18 protein-coding genes, 3 tRNA genes and 1 pseudogene are annotated in these 20039 nt (G+C 58.8%); 8 read left to right on the top strand and 14 right to left on the bottom strand.

Going from position 1 to position 20039, the window contains the following annotated elements; genetic code table 11:
* The first annotated feature begins 72 nt into the window (after window positions 1-72).
* The 3 genes from DRB19_RS06015 (at window position 73) to DRB19_RS06005 (ending at window position 3878) form a co-directional block, all read left to right on the top strand.
* A complete protein-coding gene (locus DRB19_RS06015; protein ID WP_147021675.1) occupies window positions 73-1119 on the top strand; it encodes a hypothetical protein in 1047 nt (348 codons plus the stop codon).
* Between the two features lie 108 nt (window positions 1120-1227).
* Window positions 1228-2424, top strand: a complete 1197-nt coding sequence (locus DRB19_RS06010; RefSeq protein WP_147021676.1) for a hypothetical protein — start codon at window positions 1228-1230, stop codon at window positions 2422-2424.
* Complete coding sequence (locus DRB19_RS06005) at window positions 2412-3878, top strand: hypothetical protein (protein ID WP_147021677.1); 1467 nt, start codon at window positions 2412-2414, stop codon at window positions 3876-3878. The genes DRB19_RS06010 and DRB19_RS06005 overlap by 13 nt, the downstream gene beginning before the upstream one ends.
* 167 nt (window positions 3879-4045) lie before the next feature.
* Here the strand turns inward: DRB19_RS06005 and DRB19_RS06000 are convergent, their stop codons facing one another.
* The 5 genes and pseudogenes from DRB19_RS06000 to DRB19_RS29775 all read right to left on the bottom strand — a co-directional run bounded on the left by DRB19_RS06000 (window position 4046) and on the right by DRB19_RS29775 (window position 8846).
* The gene (locus DRB19_RS06000) at window positions 4046-4537 is read right to left on the bottom strand and encodes a DUF3775 domain-containing protein (RefSeq protein WP_147021678.1); all 492 of its coding nucleotides are present in this window, start codon (window positions 4535-4537) and stop codon (window positions 4046-4048) included.
* A gap of 48 nt (window positions 4538-4585) precedes the next feature.
* Window positions 4586-5308: a hypothetical protein gene (locus DRB19_RS05995; RefSeq protein WP_114185125.1), complete on the bottom strand. Its 723-nt coding sequence runs from the start codon at window positions 5306-5308 to the stop codon at window positions 4586-4588.
* 1190 nt (window positions 5309-6498) lie between these two features.
* Window positions 6499-6633, bottom strand: a complete 135-nt coding sequence (locus DRB19_RS31465; RefSeq protein ID WP_276330601.1) for a hypothetical protein — start codon at window positions 6631-6633, stop codon at window positions 6499-6501.
* Between the two features lie 321 nt (window positions 6634-6954).
* A pseudogene (locus DRB19_RS05985) lies at window positions 6955-8337 on the bottom strand (cytochrome P450).
* A gap of 417 nt (window positions 8338-8754) precedes the next feature.
* Window positions 8755-8846, bottom strand: a tRNA-Met gene (locus DRB19_RS29775).
* 559 nt (window positions 8847-9405) lie between these two features.
* On the opposite strand from DRB19_RS29775, the gene DRB19_RS05980 reads away from it, so the two are divergent.
* Complete coding sequence (locus DRB19_RS05980; protein ID WP_114185123.1) at window positions 9406-9735, top strand: hypothetical protein; 330 nt, start codon at window positions 9406-9408, stop codon at window positions 9733-9735.
* On the top strand, window positions 9728-11086 hold the full coding sequence (locus DRB19_RS05975; RefSeq protein WP_174799917.1) for a site-specific integrase: 1359 nt from the start codon (window positions 9728-9730) through the stop codon (window positions 11084-11086). The genes DRB19_RS05980 and DRB19_RS05975 overlap by 8 nt, the downstream gene beginning before the upstream one ends.
* Before the next feature lie 16 nt (window positions 11087-11102).
* Here the strand turns inward: DRB19_RS05975 and DRB19_RS05970 are convergent.
* The 6 genes from DRB19_RS05970 to DRB19_RS05945 form a co-directional block, all read right to left on the bottom strand.
* Window positions 11103-11179: transfer RNA gene (locus DRB19_RS05970), tRNA-Arg, on the bottom strand.
* A 498-nt stretch (window positions 11180-11677) separates the two neighbouring features.
* The gene (locus tag DRB19_RS05965) at window positions 11678-11983 is read right to left on the bottom strand and encodes an ETC complex I subunit (RefSeq protein WP_114185122.1); all 306 of its coding nucleotides are present in this window, start codon (window positions 11981-11983) and stop codon (window positions 11678-11680) included.
* 39 nt (window positions 11984-12022) lie between these two features.
* A tRNA-Pro gene (locus DRB19_RS05960) sits at window positions 12023-12099 on the bottom strand.
* Between the two features lie 60 nt (window positions 12100-12159).
* A complete protein-coding gene (locus DRB19_RS05955) occupies window positions 12160-12624 on the bottom strand; it encodes a DUF192 domain-containing protein (RefSeq protein ID WP_114185121.1) in 465 nt (154 codons plus the stop codon).
* Entirely contained in the window at window positions 12624-13244 is a 621-nt protein-coding gene (locus tag DRB19_RS05950; protein ID WP_114185120.1) for a cold-shock protein, read from the bottom strand. Before DRB19_RS05950 ends, DRB19_RS05955 begins: the two co-directional genes overlap by 1 nt.
* A 121-nt stretch (window positions 13245-13365) precedes the next feature.
* A complete protein-coding gene (locus DRB19_RS05945) occupies window positions 13366-14127 on the bottom strand; it encodes an SIR2 family NAD-dependent protein deacylase (RefSeq protein WP_245439296.1) in 762 nt (253 codons plus the stop codon).
* Between the two features lie 68 nt (window positions 14128-14195).
* Here DRB19_RS05945 and DRB19_RS05940 point away from each other — a divergent pair, with 68 nt between their 5' ends.
* Window positions 14196-15170, top strand: a complete 975-nt coding sequence (locus DRB19_RS05940) for an acetyltransferase domain-containing protein (RefSeq protein WP_114185119.1) — start codon at window positions 14196-14198, stop codon at window positions 15168-15170.
* On the opposite strand, the gene speB is transcribed toward DRB19_RS05940, so the two are convergent.
* The 3 genes from speB to DRB19_RS05925 form a co-directional block, all read right to left on the bottom strand.
* Window positions 15167-16204, bottom strand: a complete 1038-nt coding sequence (speB, locus tag DRB19_RS05935) for an agmatinase (RefSeq protein ID WP_114185118.1) — start codon at window positions 16202-16204, stop codon at window positions 15167-15169. The two genes, DRB19_RS05940 and speB, sit on opposite strands and share 4 nt — an antisense overlap.
* A 15-nt stretch (window positions 16205-16219) precedes the next feature.
* Window positions 16220-17419, bottom strand: coding sequence for an ornithine--oxo-acid transaminase (rocD, locus tag DRB19_RS05930; protein WP_114185117.1), 1200 nt, complete (start codon window positions 17417-17419; stop codon window positions 16220-16222).
* A gap of 98 nt (window positions 17420-17517) precedes the next feature.
* Window positions 17518-18033 carry an Lrp/AsnC family transcriptional regulator gene (locus DRB19_RS05925; protein ID WP_114185116.1) on the bottom strand — a complete coding sequence of 172 codons (516 nt, stop codon included), beginning with the start codon at window positions 18031-18033 and terminating at the stop codon, window positions 17518-17520.
* A gap of 276 nt (window positions 18034-18309) precedes the next feature.
* Between DRB19_RS05925 and DRB19_RS05920 the strand changes: the two genes are divergently transcribed.
* Both DRB19_RS05920 and DRB19_RS05915 read left to right on the top strand, forming a co-directional pair.
* A complete protein-coding gene (locus DRB19_RS05920; protein WP_114185115.1) occupies window positions 18310-18921 on the top strand; it encodes a 2-dehydro-3-deoxy-6-phosphogalactonate aldolase in 612 nt (203 codons plus the stop codon).
* Window positions 18918-19913: a ribonuclease Z gene (locus DRB19_RS05915; RefSeq protein WP_114185114.1), complete on the top strand. Its 996-nt coding sequence runs from the start codon at window positions 18918-18920 to the stop codon at window positions 19911-19913. Before DRB19_RS05920 ends, DRB19_RS05915 begins: the two co-directional genes overlap by 4 nt.
* Window positions 19914-20039: the final 126 nt, after the last annotated feature.

Genomic DNA, 20039 nt, shown 5'->3' with positions numbered 1-20039 from the left:
GCAGCGGAGACTCTGACGTTTGCATCCTCCGATTTTGCGACAACCCTTCGCCTGCGTGCGATAAAAACGCGCGTGAGCAACGTCCGTGAATACCAAGCTTGGGATTTCGGAGCCTTCAGAGGGGCAGCCTTGTCGATTGCGGACAATCGGCAACAAGCGCTCAATCTATTGGATAACCTGGAGGAACTAACCAACGACGAATTGGCAGCGCTCGCCCGCCACGGCCCCGAAGCTCTGCGGAATGAGCTGGTCGAAGGCTGTTTTACGGAGTTTATCCGGCGGATAAACACGTGGATCGTGCTTCGTCATCGTCCTTTCGACGATTTCGAAAAGCTCACAAGGGCATTTCTCGAGGTCGCTGCGCTCGCCGGTGCAGAACGCGTGCCACGGGTGATGAATTTCCTTAGCGGCTATAAAAAGCCCGAACCTTATGTCGCTCGGTACATAGAGCTTCTGGCTCGAATGCATAGCCTGGACGCGCTGAGCGCTATCGGGGACTCCTTAGCGGGCGCAAAGTGGGCAGCGCTCAGAAGAAAAATCCAAGAGCACATTGTGCGGGCCGCATTGTTTGTCGGTGCCGATCCCCTTCAACGGGTTAAGAAGGGCCGCTTTAAGCATTCGCCCTTCGTAGCGGGAGTGCTTTTCTACAAGGCTCCGACACATAAGTGCGAGGTCGAGATCTCGCCCGCTCCCGCAGACCTGCTTCGCGAGCGTTCTGCACCGACAGATAATGATGAGCTACAAAGGCTCTATATCGACTTTTTCTGGACCGCGCTTCGAAGCCGGATCGCCTCGCCTGGAGGACCGTTCGCTTACCCTGGGCTCACACGCGGAGGCTTAGGGTTCATAGACACGGCGCTGGACTGCCTCGAGGATTGCGCCAAGAGTCTCGTCTCCGGCGCAATGCCATGGACCTTTTCGACACCGTTCTTAATGGCAGCGGGCGTTCCGAAGATACCGTTCGCGGGTCGGACCGAGTCGGTCCAAGCTCACTATCTAGGGTTTCGTAATGCCCTCACTACGATCGCCTTGGATGTGCATCTCGTGGGCCTACCCGATAAGAACACACCCGGCGTACCTCCGGACGAGCTCGCGGCCGCGCGCGGATCGGCGCACTAGATCGACGAGGTCTGGATCGATACGAACGCAGAAAATCGCATCCGCTATCTCAGCGCAGAAGCGGCTAGCGACATACTACAAGAGTTGACGCAGAAGCTCTCGAGAACGTTGTCAGAGTTCAACGAGAGAGCGGATCAGTGGACCAAGTACGCCTCGCTATCCCATCTCTACGGGGTGGGCGATCCGGGATCGCTCGTGCAACAAGCGTCGTCGTGCTTGCTTGGGTATGGGTACCGCAAGGATATTTTTGCCTTCGAAGTGCTGCATAGCGTTCGAGATGTGCACGCATACGATCCGAGCGAAACTGGACGCTGGATTGGAACGATCGCCGCGATTGTCGATGCCATAGTCGACTTCACAGACTGCGACGAAACCAGGCATGCGCGCACCGAGATTATCGACGTAGTCGCGAGAACGCAGCCGCATTTGCTGCCGAAATTCTATGTCCATCACCTCGATGCCGACGAATGGTATCTAGCCGACAAAAGCCTCAAGAGCTTCATTGGGATCGCCGACCTGGAAGATCCGGAGGCGGCTGCGTTGGCAGGAACGCTGCTCGACCATGGATCGCTGCACGAACTTCGCAAGCGCGCACAAACGTCTTCTACGGCGCAGGCACTGCTTGAGCGGCAAACGGCGTTTCTGGGCGGCTTACCTTCTCCCGTCGAGCGGAGCTATTCGACACCGGACAGAGAGCTGACACTTGAGGAGAAGAGGGCGACGGAGCAAGATCCGACCGCATTCGCTTCGAACGATTTCACAGGAATAGCCAAGGCCGTCGGCGATCCGCATTTCCATTATTCGAAGAAGAAGGACTTTCTTTCCCGCTGGCTTCGCCACTGGCATGCCAAGCGTAAATCTCGAGACGCCGTTGCGTCGATTAAGGCATATTTCGAGGCTGGAAAAAGAACGTACGACATCGAAGAATTGCTCGACGTTGCCTTCGAGGTGAGCTTAGAAGCCGAAGGTAGAAACGCCGCCTACCCCTGGCTGGTCCAGGCTCAAATACGCCGCAGGGGGTGGTCGAGTCATTACACTTCCGATGAGGAGGTCGAGGCCCGTCTCAAGGCAGCCGCGCGCGTTTATCAGGACCGCTGGAAAGACTTCATTCGTGATACATCGGTGCCGGAGGAGTACTTCGCCAGGCGCGGTGCCAGTTTCTCGATAGGGTTTCACCATCTTGTCCGCTTTCTGCTTGTCGCCGGGCAAATTGCTGAGGCCATGAAAGTTACGGCCGCGTTCGTTTCGATTTTCGAAGAAGAGACTGAAGACCAGCCTATCTCGGAGGCAACATGGCTTCGGTAACGGCACGCCATACAATGGCTATGCTCGTGCAGCGGCTAAAATGGCCGGTGCCGATGGTGCGCTGGCGAGCGGCCCGCGAGATTCGAGGATTGCTTCAGTCGGACGGTACGCGCACCGACATGACGGCGGAGCTCTTAAACTTCTTGGATCTTTGCAAAACAGAATCGGAAGTGTGCTCCGTATTGTGCTTACTTTTCCTAACTGAGAGCAAATCCCGTCCGAGCCGAGACGAAGTCGTCGAAAGGATAAGATGCCCTTCGATCCTCGCCGACAAACTCTTAGAGAAAGCGTTCGGACCCGGCGCCGCGCTCGGTGGCTGGGAGAACGCGCATTCAGGCGAAGCGCCCATTTTGTTTCGGCCGGACAAATATTTTCTCGATCACAAAGGGGCGCACATCCCGCCCACATTTTACAATGAGCTGGGGAAGATTGGGCGCTCGACCGGCCTGCCTCTCATATACCAGTGGGCGTGGGAATGGCACAATCTACGCGAACGACTAGGAACCCGTCTTACCTCGTATGCGCATTATTTCGACGAATACAGCGATACCCGGTCAGGCGTGATGGGACAGTATCTGCAACGGCAAACGGAAGTCTTTCGCTCCGCACATATTCGCACCTTCGCCTTCGCAGTTTCCAAATGGGGCATGCCGCTAAAGCTGGCAGGCGATTATCTGCTCGAGCATATTCCAGCGATCGGCGGGATTTTCGATCTCGATCCGACCCCGAAGCCCGAAGCTCTACGCGACCTACCTGAAAAGGCTTTTGCAGACGGACGCGGTTTGGAGGGCGTGCTGGCCGAGTGGGTCGAGGCTAACCGAAACGTCGAGATGCCTGCCGTGTCTTTCGACAGTCCGTTCCCTTTGGATCTGGCTAGGTACGGCGATGTGAGCGTGGGCGCTTACTTCGTTTCGCCCGGGTTCGAGATGCGGGATGACCACGGACCGTTCGAACCGATGGATTTCACGCTCGTTGCGAAGTCGCTTTCGATCGAAGGTGCTGTGCGAGACGTCGCCATCGATCACATGAAGCGCAGGGGAAAAGCCGGATGGTGCGCTCCGGTATGCTCCTCGTTTTTTCCGATTCCGTATGGGTATTGGAGTTCGGACTGCTTTGCGGTTGGCCTACCTTTCCTGGCGCCGTATTGCCTTTCGGATGATGCCGTCAGCCAAGTAAGGGCTGGAGTTTTGGAGTTAGTCTCAGGGGGAGCGGTTGTCTCGAGGACGCGCATCTGGAACGATGTCTGGACTCCTGCCTATATCGGCGAAGGGCATACGCGTTGCGGAGCGATTGCGGAGGTCGACAAGGCCGTGTTCGAGTCCCTTCCCGACCGTGCGCCTCCGGGGTGGAGGCTCGCCTGGTACATCAGGACACGGATCTGGAAACGTGCAACCGACTATGGGGAGTACGCCGTGAAAGAGCGACATGCGTTGATTTTGGATGAAGCCGTGTAGCTGCTGATGCCGAAGGAGCGCCACAGGCCGGGAGGGATACAACGGAAGGCGCGTAACGGGCCTCCCTTGCCAAGATTGCGGTACTACACCGCAATCTTGCACAGAAGCTATTGTCTCACTGGCATAGCACGACGGGGCTCACCTCGGTGCTTTGTCCCACAACATTCCTACGCGGGCTGTGTTGTCTCCGGAGGTTCCGAATCATTTTGCGCAGTATCTTCGGGTAGAACAGGGGCATCTGCATTATCAGGCAATGGCCGGATCTCACGGAGCCTAGTTGCTAAGGTAGGCCTCCCGACGAGACTCGCTCCGATTATAATATTCTCAAGCAAGCTTGTTTTGGACAAGATTGAATCAATTTCATCAATCGAAAGAGGCTCCGACTGCAATGTTTTCATATGTTCCAAAACTTGAGCATAGTGCTCACCCTGCTCCGACCCACGTCCAATGTAGAATAGTGCTTTTAAATCAGCTAGCTCTTCGGCAGTAAGCATGTCACGCACCTGCTCGTTGAGCTCATGCTTAACCTTCAAGTATTCTCGTACCTTTTCGAAATCCCGGTTCCAGTAGTACATTCCTAAGTCGTCGGATTCCATCGGTTCGACCGGTTTTGCTTTTTCCCATAAGCAAATTACGGCGACCGCCTTTTCATCCGTCAAATAGCGTAGCGGCTGTTCCAGCCCGACAATTGCTCCAAGTTCACGCGACTATCTTATTTTATCGACAGCCTTGGAAAATTTCTTACTACTTAATCCGAACTGTGCACATACAGCCTCTTTCTTCTGAGTAAAACTCTCTTCCCTCCAGGTTGCATGATCGCCCAGCATTTCGGCGATCACTCGGAGGTCACGTCTAGAGCATTCACCGGTGTAAGTGCCTGTCCTGCATTCATCGAGAAAATCCTCAACGCGATACTTCAAGCGGGTTAGAAGTTCCCCCATCGCTTTGAGGCTTGATCGGATGTGCGGCAGGTTTACGACGGCAATCCTTTCAAGACTTTTTTTACCCTCCTGCGTCTTTGCATAGCGTAGCTCCTGTCCGTCATCGTCGATGCTAGCCAAGCTCTGCACAAAGGGTTCGAGATCGGCAACCAACTGACGGATAGTCGCGTCGCCTACATTTCCATCGCGCAAGTGTTTCCAATGCGAGAGGATATCGTGGTCGAGTTTGTGCAAGGCTCCGAGCAAGCCAATTGAGTGCAACCGATTGATCGCAAACTTTAGTGAGAGCTCCAGAGCATGTCGGCCATTGTAAAGGATCGGCATCGCCAGCGTATCTCGGCTTGCATACAGCCTTTTGTCGATTACGGCTGAAGCGAGCTCAAATGCCGCTTCGATGTAGCCGTCAATGTAATTTTCCTCTGCGCCTTGCGACCCGACACAAGCGTTCCATTCACCATCAAAAATAACTTCAAAGAATGGATCCTTCATTTGCGCCTCAGTCGTGGAATTTAATAATATTGTTGCGGTTGGCAATACCGCAAATATACTAAGGCAAGCAACAAAAAACTCCGCACTAACCGAGCCCTGCATGGCAATCTGGCGGCGAACCTTAAATTACTTAGCATTTCGATTGCCTAATTTATTGATGACGGCCCAGACTTTGGCTGCAAGATGATGGACTGCAGTCGCAAAGCGCGCCCCATAGCAGCAATATATTGAAGTCAATGGCGTTGATGATCGTCGATCGAGTTGCACAAACCGGACGTCCTCATACTCAGTTATAGTTCGAACCCCCTCTCAAGTTTCTGCGAATACCACGTGGTAACAGCCGGATATGGCTCGACGGTTCTCATGATCTTGGGCCATGACAGTTCGGTCCTGCGCTAAAACACGATTTGCTGCGCGAGATTTGCCAGTGCGACGCTCTGGACACCAAGCCTACTAAGAACACGATACGCCAGCGGATCCTCCGATCGCGTAAGTATCGGCCTCACAAGTAAATAGTGAGCGCATCCTCCAGCTGTTCAATGGACCAGCTCTCAGCAACTTCAATCTCCAATCGGGTGCTGAGCAATGATGACCTTTGACTGAAGACGATTATCAGGCTCGTTCTGCTCGGCAACGGGTGGTCCGCTGGCCGGATATCAATACATTCGTCGAGGGCATTTCTCCCTCTCCACAAACCCCTCTCTCTATTGCGGCTGCTATGTCGGTCTAGTCCGATTCCAGCGCGATCGGGCTGAACAATCTCGTATAGTCGCCTGCCATCCCGCCGTGCACGGGTCTCAACGGCACAGTAGGGACAAGGGAGCACCGTTATGGGTGCTATGGCATGGGGACAGGATGGGCGCCGTCCCTCTCAAAAACTGGTTTCACGCTGCGAGTGGCAGGACCATCAGGGTCTACCTGCCCGTGCGCGGGCTCAGATCTTTCATCTAGTTTCATGGTGTTGCGCATAGGGACCTCCTATGCGCAACACCATGAAACTAGCCCAACATCCCGACTCCCGTGCAGTCGAGGGCCACGGGGTCTCGCTGAATACCTCTGGCCCCGCCAAGGCGGGGCCTCCTTGCAACCAGGCGCAGGAGGATTCTGCTGACGCAAGAAAGCTATCGCGAGCGAATCCGGACTATGGGCATGCTCCTTCTCATATGAAGGCGGACCATCTCGGCTTTAGCTTACTGGTCGCCCTCTTCACTGCTCTCGAGAGGCTCGCTCGTTTCCATGATGAAGTTGTAGTTGGCTGCAGAGACGTAGAGCACATCGGTGCCGAACAGGGAAAACGTCACCGTTCCGCTGCTGTCGATGCTCACGGAGTCCGCCTCGAGCTGGAGAGACTCCCCGGAGACAAAGTTGACCGTCCAGCCTTTGACCATAAGGGCGGCGCGAGATCCTCGCCGCTTAGTCGCGCCTTTCTTGGCGGCTCCCCGTTTCACAGTACCTCTTTCCGCGCTCCTTCCCCGAGTGGCTGCTTGCTTGCCGGTGCCCTTTTTGGAAGCCCCCCGATCCGTTGTGCGTGCTCGACTGACCGACTTGGTAGTTCGTGCCATGATTTGCTCCTCTCGGCTTGTACCTACCCTTTGACGTAGAGAGCTCTCCAGTGCTGGAAAGCCAGTCTTTCCGACAGCAGAGACTTATCGGCGATGGAGCTGGAATAGCGGCGCGTGGTCCGGCTGGGTGGTCGCCACGGCAACGGGCAAGACCGGTTGATCTGTGACCAACTCGATCCGGAACGAGCGCATGAGTTCGGCCAGCACCAGGGTGGCCTCCGTGAGCGCGAAGTGAGCGCCAATGCACACGCGAGGTCCGACACAAAAGGGCATGTAGGCAAACCGATCGATCGCGGAGGCGCCCGGTAAACAACGTTCTGGGACGAACGCGTCCGGCTGGTGCCACCGCCTCCGGTGTCGATGCAGCACCCAAGGTGAGATGATTGCAAGATCGCCTGGTTTCATCTCAACACCCGCGACTTCATCCGGCTGGCGGGCTGCCCGGACGATCACATAGGCTGGTGGGTAGAGACGCATTACTTCGTCCAACACTGCCCGTGTGTAGGTCAGTTTGCTGAGCGGAGGCTCTGCCCCGCTGCCCGACACGGTTGTGGCGGCTTCGTGGGCAATCTGCTCCTGCACCTCCGGCAGGTGGGCCAGCAGATACACCGACCAGCACAACGCCACCGCCGTGGTCTCGTGCCCAGCCAGGATCATGGTGGCAATCTGATCCCGCAGTTGCTTGGGCGAGAACCCCTCCCCGCTCTCCGGGTCGCGGGCCGCCATGAGCAGGTCGAGCAGATCGCGCGGACCACTGGCTTGGGTCTTAGCCTTGAGCCGCTCAGCCATGATCTGGTCGATCAGCCGGATCCAGCTCCGCCGGAACCAGGCCCGCGCCCAGTCATGGGGTGTCGGAATGCCGATGGGCACAACAAAATCGAGCAGGTGCGGTCGGCCGAGCCTTTGGCCATAGCGCATAATCTGCTCCCGGAGTTCGGGTCCGTGCTACCCTATCTCGAGAGAGAACATGGTGCGCCCAGCGATCTCCAGCGCCAGCCGTTGGATCATGGGGAAGAGATCCACCCGCTCCTTCCCAGTGGCAGCGAGACTGCCGATCATCTCAGTCGTGGCTGAACGGATATGCGGAACGAGAAGCTCCACAGACCGTGGCGTGAAGGCTGGTGCCAAGGTTCGCCGCTGATGCCGCCAGGCAGCTCCCTCGCTGGTGAACAACCCCTCCCCGAGCAGCGGCTTGAGGATCCGGAGGGTGGCGCGGGTTCGGCCATAGGCCTCCGGGTGATCGACCAGCACATGGCGGATTGCTTCGGGAGCATTGAACAGGACCGAGGAGCGGCCGAAGAACCGGCGGACGACCACCTCCTCCTCATAGGCCCGCTGCGACCAAACCTGAATGTTGTTGGTGCGCATCAGCGAGGCGAGTTGGCGCGGCGAGAGGTTCTCCGAAGCAGGATCCGGATGAGGCGGGATGAAGGTCCGAATGTCCTCAGGCGCGACGTAGGTCTGCATCGCCTATGTTTAGCACGTTCAGCCCCCGAGGCAGAGATGCCGAACCCCAAGGACCGAGGGCACAATCCACCCGATGGGGCGGACTTGAACCTTCGCCTCGCAAGATCGGGAGGCGCCGAGGGTCGTCGCATCATCATTCGGAAGGATTGAGTGCCGAGATCCGACGTCAGAAGCAGGAAACCGGTGCAGCAACCTGGATGCGAAGGCTGACCGTGGACTTCGGAACTGATCCTTTGCGAACCAGCCAAGCTCGTCGAGAGAATTGGGAATCACCCGAACACGAATTGAGTGCTCAATCCTAGGGGGCGGTGTTCAGACAGCGGAAGTTTCGGCCGTTCGGCGCGAGCTGGTTGGTACCAGCTTGGTACCGAGTCTGATCGAAAACTCGGGAAAATGCCAGAAAAGGCCTTGGGCCTATGGTAGCGGAGGAGGGATTTGAACCCCCGACACAAGGATTATGATTCCTCCGCTCTATGCTTTCTTCAGGAGCGCAGGTCGGCCCTTCCTCTGTATGATGTAGCTGATCTTTAGCCATCGTCAGCCGTACCCGAAAGGTCAAGCACATGCCCTCAACCGTTCAAGATCGGCCTTCCGAAAAATCGGCCTAGGGTTTCCCGACCAGCATACTTCGTACCAAAGCAATCTCCAGCTTGAGGCTTAGAACAGGGCGGTCCCGCGTGGGGCGCTGCGGCGCGTCGTGCCGACAAGTGTGCACTCTGAGACCTGTGACAAAAAGACCGGTCATGCACACTTACGAAGCTGCTCGAGGCTCGGCGTGCTGGCCTTTGCGGACTGAAGAATTTCGTGCCTTCTCCTTACAATCCAACCGTATCCTACAAATAGATCTCATGTTAATCCAGCAATATGGCTCTTATATCCCATGATACGGGCGAATGGATTATGATAGAATTCCATAGATCAATGCCATTAAGTCACAGTTTCGATTAACTCCGTTGATCATATCTCCAGATACAACGTGGCCGTTCTCTGGCAGATCACCGCTATCACCCTAACCTGCTTGTGATATACTACACAAAGCGGGAATGGTCTTCTTTGGGAGGCTAAGCGATGAGACCACACAGGCGTCCGCCCAAGGCTCTGGGGATCCGATTTCCGGTGAAGCCGCGCGACATCCCCGTCGAGAAGGCAGCCCGACGGCTGCACCTCACCTGCCATCAGTTCGAGCAGCTCAAGGGCGGCCTTTATGCCCGGGGGTTCCCTCAACCTGACCCAGATACCGGAATGTACGACCTCAAAGCCATCAACCGGTGGTGCGGGCGTCGGCATCCGGAGTTGTTCCCGGAATTGACGCTGCCCCAGCCCCCAGATCAGAATAAGCCGATCTCAAACATGGGGGAGCGGTTCCGTGCGGCCCAGGAGCGGAAGCGGCATGGTTAAGCTGCCGCAGTACGTGAAGCTGCAGGCGAAGCCAAGTGGCTCGGTGTTTGCCTACTATGAGAAGTTCAGAGGCACGCCGAACGCTTGGCCTCGCCTGCCGCTCGGGGCGTCTCCACCAAGCACCCTCTTTTGGTCTCGCTGTGAGCAGTGCAAAAAGCTTGAAGCAGAACCTTCCGGGGATAGCTGGCGCTGGCGCTGGCACGCTTCATCCGGCAGATTCTACGACCTTCCAGATCCAAAGGCTGGCCCCGACATCGAGAAGTTCTGGAGGGCTATCGACAACGCTGCCCAAGCGGACGCCAAGCGGTCCGCGGTAGACAAGATGACCTTCAGAGCCTTGTTGGCGGATTACCAGAGCCATCCGGATTGGACGGATCAAATTGCTCCAAGCACTCAAGCCCTCTATCGCCGGTACATCGACATGATCCTGGAGGCTTGGGCCGATTGCCCGGTTCGCGATCTAACGACGAAACACGCGCAAATCGCCATTGACGCCTATGCGCGAACTCCGCGGGTTGCCGCTCAATTCCGATCCTTCCTTCGCAGCCTCGTAGAGTTCGGAATTCCGCTCGAATATTCCGAGCACAATGTCGTCTCGTCTACGAGACTACCCAAGTACAAATCGGAATCGTATTCACCCTGGCCGGACTGGGCGTTCGAGTTGTTTTTCGAGTACGCGCGAACCGGGCTTCATCTGCCAGTGTACTCGGCGGTCTACACCGGCCAGCGCTCCGTCGACATAATTCCGATGCGTCGACCCGATTCGGCAGCAACCAGGATCGACTTTATAACGCGCAAGACTCACGCTGAGGCGCATGTACCAATCCACTTTGAATTCCGCCAAATCCTGACAGCCGTTACGGCCGATCACACGCGGCTTCACCTCCGGGAGGATGGACAACCGTGGGAGCTCCCAGCATACCGGACCGCGTGGCAGCGCGAACTCACATTCACGGTCGAAGACGACGACCGAATGGCCACTGCGGCGGACCGCGAAAAGGCGGCGGCCATGAAGAGGCTCCGGGACGCCAAAGTCGTCTTTCACGGATTGCGCAAGAATGCGGTGTGCATGCTGCTCGAGGCCGGGTGCACCGAGGCAGAGGTTGCCGCCCTCGTGGAGATGACGCCGGACATGGTTCAACTCTACGCCAAGGAGGTCAACAAGTGGCGGCTCGCCCGGAACGCCATGGATAAGCTCGAGCTCGGCTGGAATCAGACCCGCGTCAACCTGTTCGGCCGTGCCGCTGACCGCATAATTCTCGGCGGCAAGTCACTGGGTTTGGGAACCACCCGCGTAGAATTGGGAACCGGATCGCTAAAACATCCACCAATTCCACGGGAGAATCCTTAGAATTAAAGGATTTAAGTGGCGACCCCGGCAGGGCTCGAACCTGCGACCTACTGCTTAGAAGGCAGTTGCTCTATCCAGCTGAGCTACGGGGCCAGAGCAATAATTCCCCTCTAGCATGGGTTAGAGGGAAGTGTCACGAACAACCCTGAAACCCTTGGCCTCGCTGGGCTATTCTGGACCAATCCACTTCTGGTCAAGGTGGTTTCCAGGTCGTAGACGGCAATTACTTGTTAGAATGGGGTTCCGAAGGCCATTGAGGCGTCCAATCAGTCTTCAGGACTGTACGACCCGTCTTACTTGAAGACCAGGCCCCGCATCAGTGCCATGCATGCAGCGTGGCAGCTATTTATCTACGGCTTATTGCTGCGCAGTGCCCGGAGGTAGTGTTCTGGCGCCTCACACCTAGAGCATCGGACGAGAAGTCGGATCCGATGAGGTCTGCATCTCAGCCATCCTGGAGCCATGCCGAAGCCGCCGGTGGCGCGTCCACTTAACGGTCCGATGCTCTAGCACGGTCGGCCACTAAGGGCGGCACTCTTGTGGGTCCTGCCCTCAGCCTCTAAAGGGAGCGCCTGCGAGGCCCTTTGGACCTCAATGGGTCCAGGGGCCGACGCGGTTGAACTTAAAGTTGTCGGAGTACGACATGGTCCGCCGCTTGATCTCTTGCGGCTCCTCGACCCGGTAAGCGATGCCTTCGCGCTCGGCATAGGCGACAGCTTCTTCCTTGGTGTCGAACCACAGGCGCAGCTGCTGGCGGGTATCGCCTGAACTCGTCCAGCCCATCAGCGGCTCGATTTCGCGCGGCTGATCCTGATCGAACACAAGAAGCCATAGCTTCGTCCGGGCCATGCCGGACTGCATTGCGGACTTGGCGGGCTTATAAATCCGTGCGGGCATAGGATTTTGGCACTCTCTTGATCGTCCGATCGGTGAGAATGGTCGGGGCGGCAGGATTTGAACCCGCGACCCTCTGCTCCCAAAGCAGATGCGCTACCAGACTGCGCTACACCCCGTCTTCGTCACCGAGAGGTTGTTGGCTATCACGGGTCTTCCGGTTCATCAAGCGCTGAACGTCACCGCTTGAACAGGGGATGTTCGATCCGGTCTCCCGCCTTGATCCCCAGTCGACCCGTCGTGCCGGCATTCAGCTCCAGAACAGCCAAGACCGGCTCGCCTGAAGGAATGGTGCGGGTGGACAAAGGTTCCGTATTCGCCGCTATCCTGGCAATCGTGCCGTCAGGCCGGACAAAGAGCATATCCAGGGGAAGGTACGTGTTCTGCATCCACATGGCGACGGGCTCGACCCGGCCGAAATCGAAAAGCATGCCCTGGTTCGCGGGCATGGACCGGCGGAACATGAGCCCCTGGGCCCTGTCCGCTTCGTTGCGGGCAACCTCCACCTGGAAGGTCTGCCGCTGCCCTCCGGTCGAAACGATCGAAAGCGCCTCAAGCGCCTGGGCATAAACGGTCCCAGCGGAAGAAAAGAAGCCTATGACCAGGAAGGCAAACCGAAGCTTACGCAACACAAGACGGCTCATCAGTGGGAATGCGGAAGGGCCATGCTGGCCAGGCGTACCTCAGCCGCCATGAGACCCTTGGAGCCGTCGCCGAAGCGCACGAAAACCTGCTCGCCTGGCTTGAGTTCGGCAATGCCGTAGCGCCTCAACGTCTCCATATGGACGAAGATGTCTGGCTTGCCGTCGCCCTGGGTCAAAAAGCCGAATCCGCGCAGGCGGTTGAACCACTTCACCACAGCCGGCTCCAGCCCACTGGTGGGCACGACCTGCACATGGGTGCGGGGCATCGGCAGTTCGGACGGATGAAGCGCCGTCGAATCGTCGAGGGACAGGATCCGGAAAGCCTGAAGGCCCCGCGGGCGGTGAACCGCCTCGACCACGATGCGAGCGCCCTCGTTGGCCGATTGATAGCCTTCGCGACGCAGGCAAGTCACGTGCAGGAGAACATCCGGCATGCCGTTATCGGGCACGATGAAGCCGAAGCCCTTCGCAACATCGAACCATTTGATGTGGCCGCTCACCTGAACGAGCTCGAGCGAATTTTCTTCCGAGGAGTGTTCAACCTCGTCCCGACGAGCTTGATCGAACGAGGTTTTTTCACCTCGGAAGCTGAATGAGTTGGCGTTGTAATCGTTAGACATGAAAAAACCCAGACTCGAATCAAGAACCAGATCCTTAACGAGAGGATAACATTGTCCTGAGTCAGGGGAAGTCAGAAACGGCCATAAGGCCACGATGTTTTTTAGGCAGCTGGAAAACCTTTCAATTCCTTGGAATAAAGGCCGATAGGACAAGACCGATTTCGGCCCGGATCACATGGTCCGCGATCCCGTCGAGAGGAGTCGGCTCGCGGTTGATGATCACGAGCTTCGCGCCGTTTTCCTTGGCAATCACCGGAAAGGCCGCTGCCGGGTAGACCACGAGGGACGATCCCACCACGAGGCATAAGTCGCAGTTGAGGGTTAGGTTTTGCGCCCTTCGCACGGGATCTTCCGGCATCGCCTGACCGAACGAAATGGTTGCAGATTTGATGATCCCGCCGCATGCCTCGCAATCGGGCGGGTCGCCGCTGGCCTCGAAGCAGGCCCTGACCCAGCCGAGCTCATACCTACGCCCGCATTGCAGGCATTTCGCGTAGGTACCATTGCCATGGAGCTCGATGACCTGATGATCGGCCAGCCCTGAAGCCTGATGGAGCCCATCGATGTTCTGCGTGATCACCGCCGGCATTCGACCGGATGCGATCAGCGCGGCGATTCCGAGATGGCCCTGGCTGGGGCGGGCGTCGCGGTAGAGATCGTCCATGATGAACTTGCGTCGCCAAGCCTCCCGCCGGGCGTCCAGGCTCTGGACGAAAACGTCGAAGGGTATTGGTCTGTTGCGCATCCAGGGGCTGTTCGGCGATCGGAAATCCGGCACGCCGCTCTCGGTCGAGATGCCCGCCCCCGTGAAGCCCACGACCACATCGGCGGCATGAACCATTTCCTGTAGGGTGGCGATTGACGTCGCGAGACTGTCGGTCATGACCGTAATATACCCCATCAGGATCGACACGGAACGCCTAGTCGTCAGCACCAACGGAACGGATCGACGTGAACCTTCAACTCCCCCAAACCGGCAGCGGCGCCGCTCAACGATGGGACGCGATCGACATCGCCCGCGGTATCGCCATAGTCGCGATGATCGTCTATCACTTCAGTTGGGACCTGAGCTTTCTCAAGCTGATCGGCACGAACATCCTTGAAGTGGCCGCTTGGCGCTGGTTCGCGCGCTCCATCGCAGCCTCGTTCCTGTTCCTCACCGGGATCGGCCTGGTGCTCGCCCATGCCCGCGGCTTTCATCCTGGCGCCTATCTTCGGCGTCTTGCCAAGATCGGCGGCGCCGCTCTGGCGGTTACCGTCGCATCGTACTTCGCCTTTCCGCAGAGCTATATTTTCTTTGGGATTTTACATTGCATCGCCCTGGCGAGCATTCTGGCCCTGCCGTTTCTGAGGCTCCACTCTGCCCTCGCCCTAGCGGTCGCGGCGTTCGTCCTGGCTGCGCCCCTGATCTTCGTGAGCCCGGCTCTGGATGCGCCGTGGCTCGACTGGCTAGGCCTTGGCGCGGTGGATCCGGTCACGAACGACTACGTGCCGGTTTTTCCCTGGTTCGGGTTTGTCCTGATCGGAGTCGCGGTCGGGAAGGGAATGATCGCACGAGAGGGGGCGATGGGTGTTGCCCGGTGGCGCGGGCGCGACCTGGTATCGCGAAGCCTCAGATGGGCCGGACGCAAGAGCCTGCCGATCTACCTGATTCACCAGCTCGTCCTTCTGGCGATCCTATATGGCGTTCTGCAGATCACAGGCCCCAATCCGGCGGCTGAGGCCCGGCCATTCACGGCAGAATGCGAGGCAAGCTGCCGACAGCAGAACGGCCAGCCCGGCCTCTGCCAGCGGACGTGTTCCTGCATTGTCGACAACCTGCGGGAGACCGATCTTTGGCCGAAAATTCTCGGCAACCGGCTCGGCGCCGAGGATCAGACCCGCATATCGCGGACAGCGCAGCAATGCCTGCGCAACGCCCCTTAGCCGACGATATTCAAACGGCCGCCGGCAGGACGCTCCGAGCGGGCCTCGGCCAGAAGGCAGAGAAGCTCGAATGCAATGGAAGCGCCCACGAGCGCAGTTCCGCCTGACTGATCGAGCGGAGGCGAGACTTCCACCATATCGGCCCCGACCAAGTTGAGGTGGCGAAAGCCGCGGACGAGTTGAAGGGCTTCCCGGCTCGTGAAGCCGCCGATTTCCGGCGTGCCCGTCCCGGGCGCGAACGCCGGATCGATGGAGTCGATGTCGAAGGTGAAATAGGTCGGGGCGCTGCCAACGATCCGACGCGCCTCGTCAATGGCGTAGGGAATGCCCTTGTCGGCGACCTCTTCCATGTCGATGATGCGAATGCCCTGGTCGAGCGCCCAATCACGCTCATCGGCGGAATACATCGTTCCCCTGATACCGATCTGCACCATGCGCTTGGGATCGAGCACGCCGTCCTCGATCGCCCGGCGGAAAGGCGTTCCATGCGTGAGCTTCTGGCCGCCGAAATAGGTGTCGCCTGTATCGCTGTGTGCGTCCACGTGAATCAAACCCAGGGGATGCTCGGTCCCGAGCGCGCGAAGGATCGGGTACGAGACGATGTGGTCGCCGCCAATGGACAAGGGCGTCACGCCACCCTGGTGGAGGTAAGCGATTTCCGCCTCGATCCGCCGCAAGGTATCCGGCACGTCGACAGGGTTCACCGGCACATCGCCCACATCCGCGCAGACACAAAGGTCGTAAGGAGCCACCAGCGTGCCGTAGTTCACCATGCGCATCAGCGACGAGGCCTCGCGCACCTGGCGCGGCCCGAGCCGGGTTCCGGGCCGGTTTGTTGTTGCGCCATCGAACGGGATGCCCAGCAGCGCGATGTCGATGTCGCCGGGGGCCTGGGTGGGAGCTATGTGGGGCAGCCGCATGAAGGTCGAGATGCCGGCAAAGCGTGGAACGACCATTCCGGAGACGGGCTGATAAGCCTCAAGACGCTCCGACCGGCTTGTGTGATCCATTTTCTTCTTCAGGTTCTGAGCCATGATGCGTCTTCCCCTTCAATGGACCGACCGGGCGAAAACCTGCTCGATCCGGTCCATTCCCCAATCAATTTCGTCTCGGGTGATGGTGAGAGGCGGCGCGAAACGCAGGACGGTTCCGTGCGTGTCCTTGGACAGGACACCCTCGGCCAGCAACGCATCGCAGATCGACCTCGCGGAAGCGACGTTGGGATCGACCTCGACCCCCACCCATAAGCCGCGCCCCCGTACATCCTTGACGATGTTGCTGCGCATGTCCCGAAGACGGGCAAGGAGGTAAGCGCCCATTTCGGCGCTTCGTTCGACGAGATGCTCCTCCTCGATGACCGCAAGCGCCTCCAGCCCGATCCTGGCCGCCAGGGCATTGCCGCCGAAGGTGGACCCATGGGAACCGGGATTGAACACCCTCATGAGGTCCCGCGTCCCCACCAGGGCCGACACGGGATAGACACCGCCCCCGAGAGCCTTGCCGAGGATGAGGCCGTCGGGCTTGATGTTCTCGTGCTGATGCGCGAACCAGCGGCCCGTCCGCCCGAGGCCTGACTGGACCTCGTCGAGGATCAGAAGCACGTTGTGCTTGTCACAAAGCGCACGCAGTTGCCTGAGATATCCTTCCGGCGGGACGATGATGCCAGCCTCGCCCTGGATCGGTTCAATCAGAATCGCGCAGGTGTTCCCCGTGATAGCGTCCGCAACGGCCTGCGCATCCCCGAAGGGCACGTGCCGGAAGCCCCCCGCGAAGGGGCCGAAGCCCTCGCGGTAATCGTCCTCCGAGGAAAAGCCCACGATGGTCGTGGTGCGGCCATGGAAATTGTTCTCGGCCACAATGATTTCCGCGCGATCCTGCGGAATTTTCTTGGAATGATAGCCCCAGCGCCGCGCCCCCTTGATGGCGGTCTCGACGGCCTCGGCCCCTGTGTTCATGGGCAGCGCCACGTCAAGGCCGGTAATGTGCACCAGTCGGTCGAGGAAGGGCCCGAGAAGCTCGGTGTGATAGGCTCGGCTGGTGACCGCAAGGGTGGATGCCTGCTCTGCCATGGCCTTTAGTATTCGCGGGTGGCCATGCCCGAGGCTGACCGCCGAATAGGCGCTCATCATGTCGAGATAGCGCTTGCCGTCGATATCCCTCGCCCAAACGCCCTTCGCCTCTCTCAGGACGACCGGTAGCGGGTCATAATTTGCGGCGGTGACCGATTTCTCGAGAGCGATGCAATCCATGGGAGCCTCCATGGACAAGCTTACAGGTCCCGCTTTCCCGTTGAGGCTGAAATCCTAAGCCCGCGCAGCCAAATCTGTCGTTACGGGAAACCGAACCCTCAATCTCGGCTGTGAGAAGCCGGATAGCCGTCGAAGCTCTTGAGGGTCTTCAGCACGAATGTGGTATGGATTCGCCCGATGCCGAAGCCTGGATCGGCCAGGAACGCATCGGTCAGCGCCTCGTAGGCCGCAAGGGTCGGGGCCACGATACGGGCGATGTAGTCGTATTCTCCGTTGACGACCTGCAGTTCCACGACCGCTTGATGGGCCGTCATGGCGCGCTCGAGGCGCTGCCGCGCCACGGCGGAGGGATCGCGCATGCTGATGCCCGCGAGGGCAATGATGTCGTGGCCAAGAGCCGATGGCTCGATAAGGGCCGTATATCCCCTGATGACGCCCTTTTGCTCCAAGCGCTTGACTCGCTCCAGGCAAGGGCGGGCTGACAGGCCCACGCGCTCGGACAAAGCCTGATAGGTGATGCGTCCGCTCTCGCGCAGGGCCTCCAAGATCGACAGGTCAATTCGGTCGAGGGTGCTTCTGACATTGGAACTCGGCGATTTGGCGGGCGACTTCATGCATTTTCTCGGTACGAGGAGCTCTCGCGGATGGAAGGATGCCCGAGAGGTCGAGCGCGTCTCTATCGTACCATCAAGCGGCGGTGCAATTCCACGGAAGCTTGGCCAGCTCCAGCCGAACCGGACGCTTTTCAGTCCGTTGGGTAAGGTTGAAACCCTGAAACCGGCTGCCAGGTAAATGGCGCCAGGTGGGTTGACGGTGTTAGGAATACATTGGCACCTGAGACCCCTTTTTTCGATGCGCGAACCGAGGATGCTCCCTTGCTGCGAGATTTTATGACGGGCCTTCCACTGGTGGCGATCCTTCGGGGTCTCAAGCCCGAGAATGCGGAAGCCGTGGGAAACGCTCTTGTCGAGGCCGGATTTCGCATCATTGAGGTGCCGCTCAATTCCCCCGAGCCGTTCCGGAGCATCGAAACCCTGGCAAAAAGGATGCCTAAGGATGTTCTCGTCGGCGCTGGCACGGTGCTTGAGCCTGACTTGGTCAACGGCGTGCACGACATGGGCGGGAAACTCATCGTGATGCCCCACGCGGACACAGACGTTATCCGGCGGGCCAAAGATCTCGGCCTCGTCTGCACCCCAGGCGTCGCCACGCCCACGGAAGCCTTCGCGGCGTTGAAGGCCGGTGCGGACGCCATCAAGATCTTTCCCGCCGAGGCCACCCCGCCGGCGGTGGTGAAGGCCTGGCGGGCGGTGCTGCCGAAGGACGCGATCGTCATTCCGGTCGGCGGCATCAAGCCCGATACGATGAAATCGTATGTGGACGCAGGCGCGGACGGTTTCGGCCTCGGCTCCGCCCTGTTCACGCCGGCCATGTCGGTCGAGGAGATCCGCCGGAACGCCGATGATTTCGCGAAAGCCTGGCGAGTCATGCGGGCCGGATGAGCTGGCTGGTTCAGCCAAGGCCGATCAACGGCCCGTTCGACGATCCGGGGCTGTATATCGATTTTCATTACGGCCGCCGCGCCATCTTGTTCGATCTCGGCGATCTCAGTCCCCTCTCCAACCGGGAGCTGATGCGGGTCAGCCACGTTTTCGTCTCCCATACCCACATCGACCACTTCGCCGGTTTCGAGCGGCTGCTTCGGGTCTGTCTCCATCGTGCCGGACCGCTGCATCTGATCGGCCCGCCCGATTTCATCGACCGGGTCGAGCACAAGCTTCAAGGCTTCACCTGGAACCTCGTCGACGAAACGTCTGTCGATTTTCAGCTCCATGTGGGCGAGTTCGACGGGGTTCAGATCTCCCGGCGAGCAAGCTTCTCGGCCAGACGGGTCTTCAGGCGGGAGGAGCTTGGCGTCTCGGAGCTTCCCAAGCAGGTGGTGCTCGCGGATGACGATTTTCGCATTGAAGCCGTAGCCCTCGACCACGGCATCCCTTCCCTGGCCTTTGGTTTCAGGGAAACCGTTCGGGTCAATGTCAGGCGTGGCGTCCTGGAAAGCCTCGGTCTGCCGAAGGGCCCATGGCTGAGTGAAGCCAAGAGCCTGATCAGGACAGGAGCATTTGACGGGGATCTCGTGGTTCCGGGGGTCGGGACCGTCTCCCTCAAGGAGCTCCGGCACCAGCTCTTCTTCGTCGGGCCGGGACAATCGGTCGTGTACGTGACGGATGCCGGTTTCAGCGAGAGCAACAAGGAGAAAATCCTGTTCCTGGCCCGGGAGGCCGACCAGCTGTTCATCGAGGCGGTCTTTCTCGAACGCGACCGGACACTCGCCGAAGCCTCCCTTCACCTGACCGCCTGGCAGGCTGGACATCTCGCCCGCTTGGCGAACGTGAAGGACCTGGCCCTCTTCCACCACTCGGCCCGCTATCTTGAAGAGCCGGACGTGCTCCGAAGGGAAGCGTTCAAGGCCTTCGACGATCCGCAAACGAGCTGAAGGGATTCGAGAATAAGCCTTCCAGGCCGCCCAACCTTGGCACTTTCCCAAATCACCCGAGCCTCATATGGTTGAGGCTACTGGTTTGACGTCACTTGCACGAAACACTTGCGTTGAGGGCGCGTC

This window comes from Microvirga aerophila, from assembly GCF_003332305.1.
In the GTDB taxonomy this organism is placed as follows: Bacteria; Pseudomonadota; Alphaproteobacteria; order Rhizobiales; family Beijerinckiaceae; genus Microvirga; species Microvirga aerophila.
The sequence above is the reverse complement of the archived record's forward strand: the minus strand, read 5'-3'. Positions and strand labels throughout refer to the sequence as shown.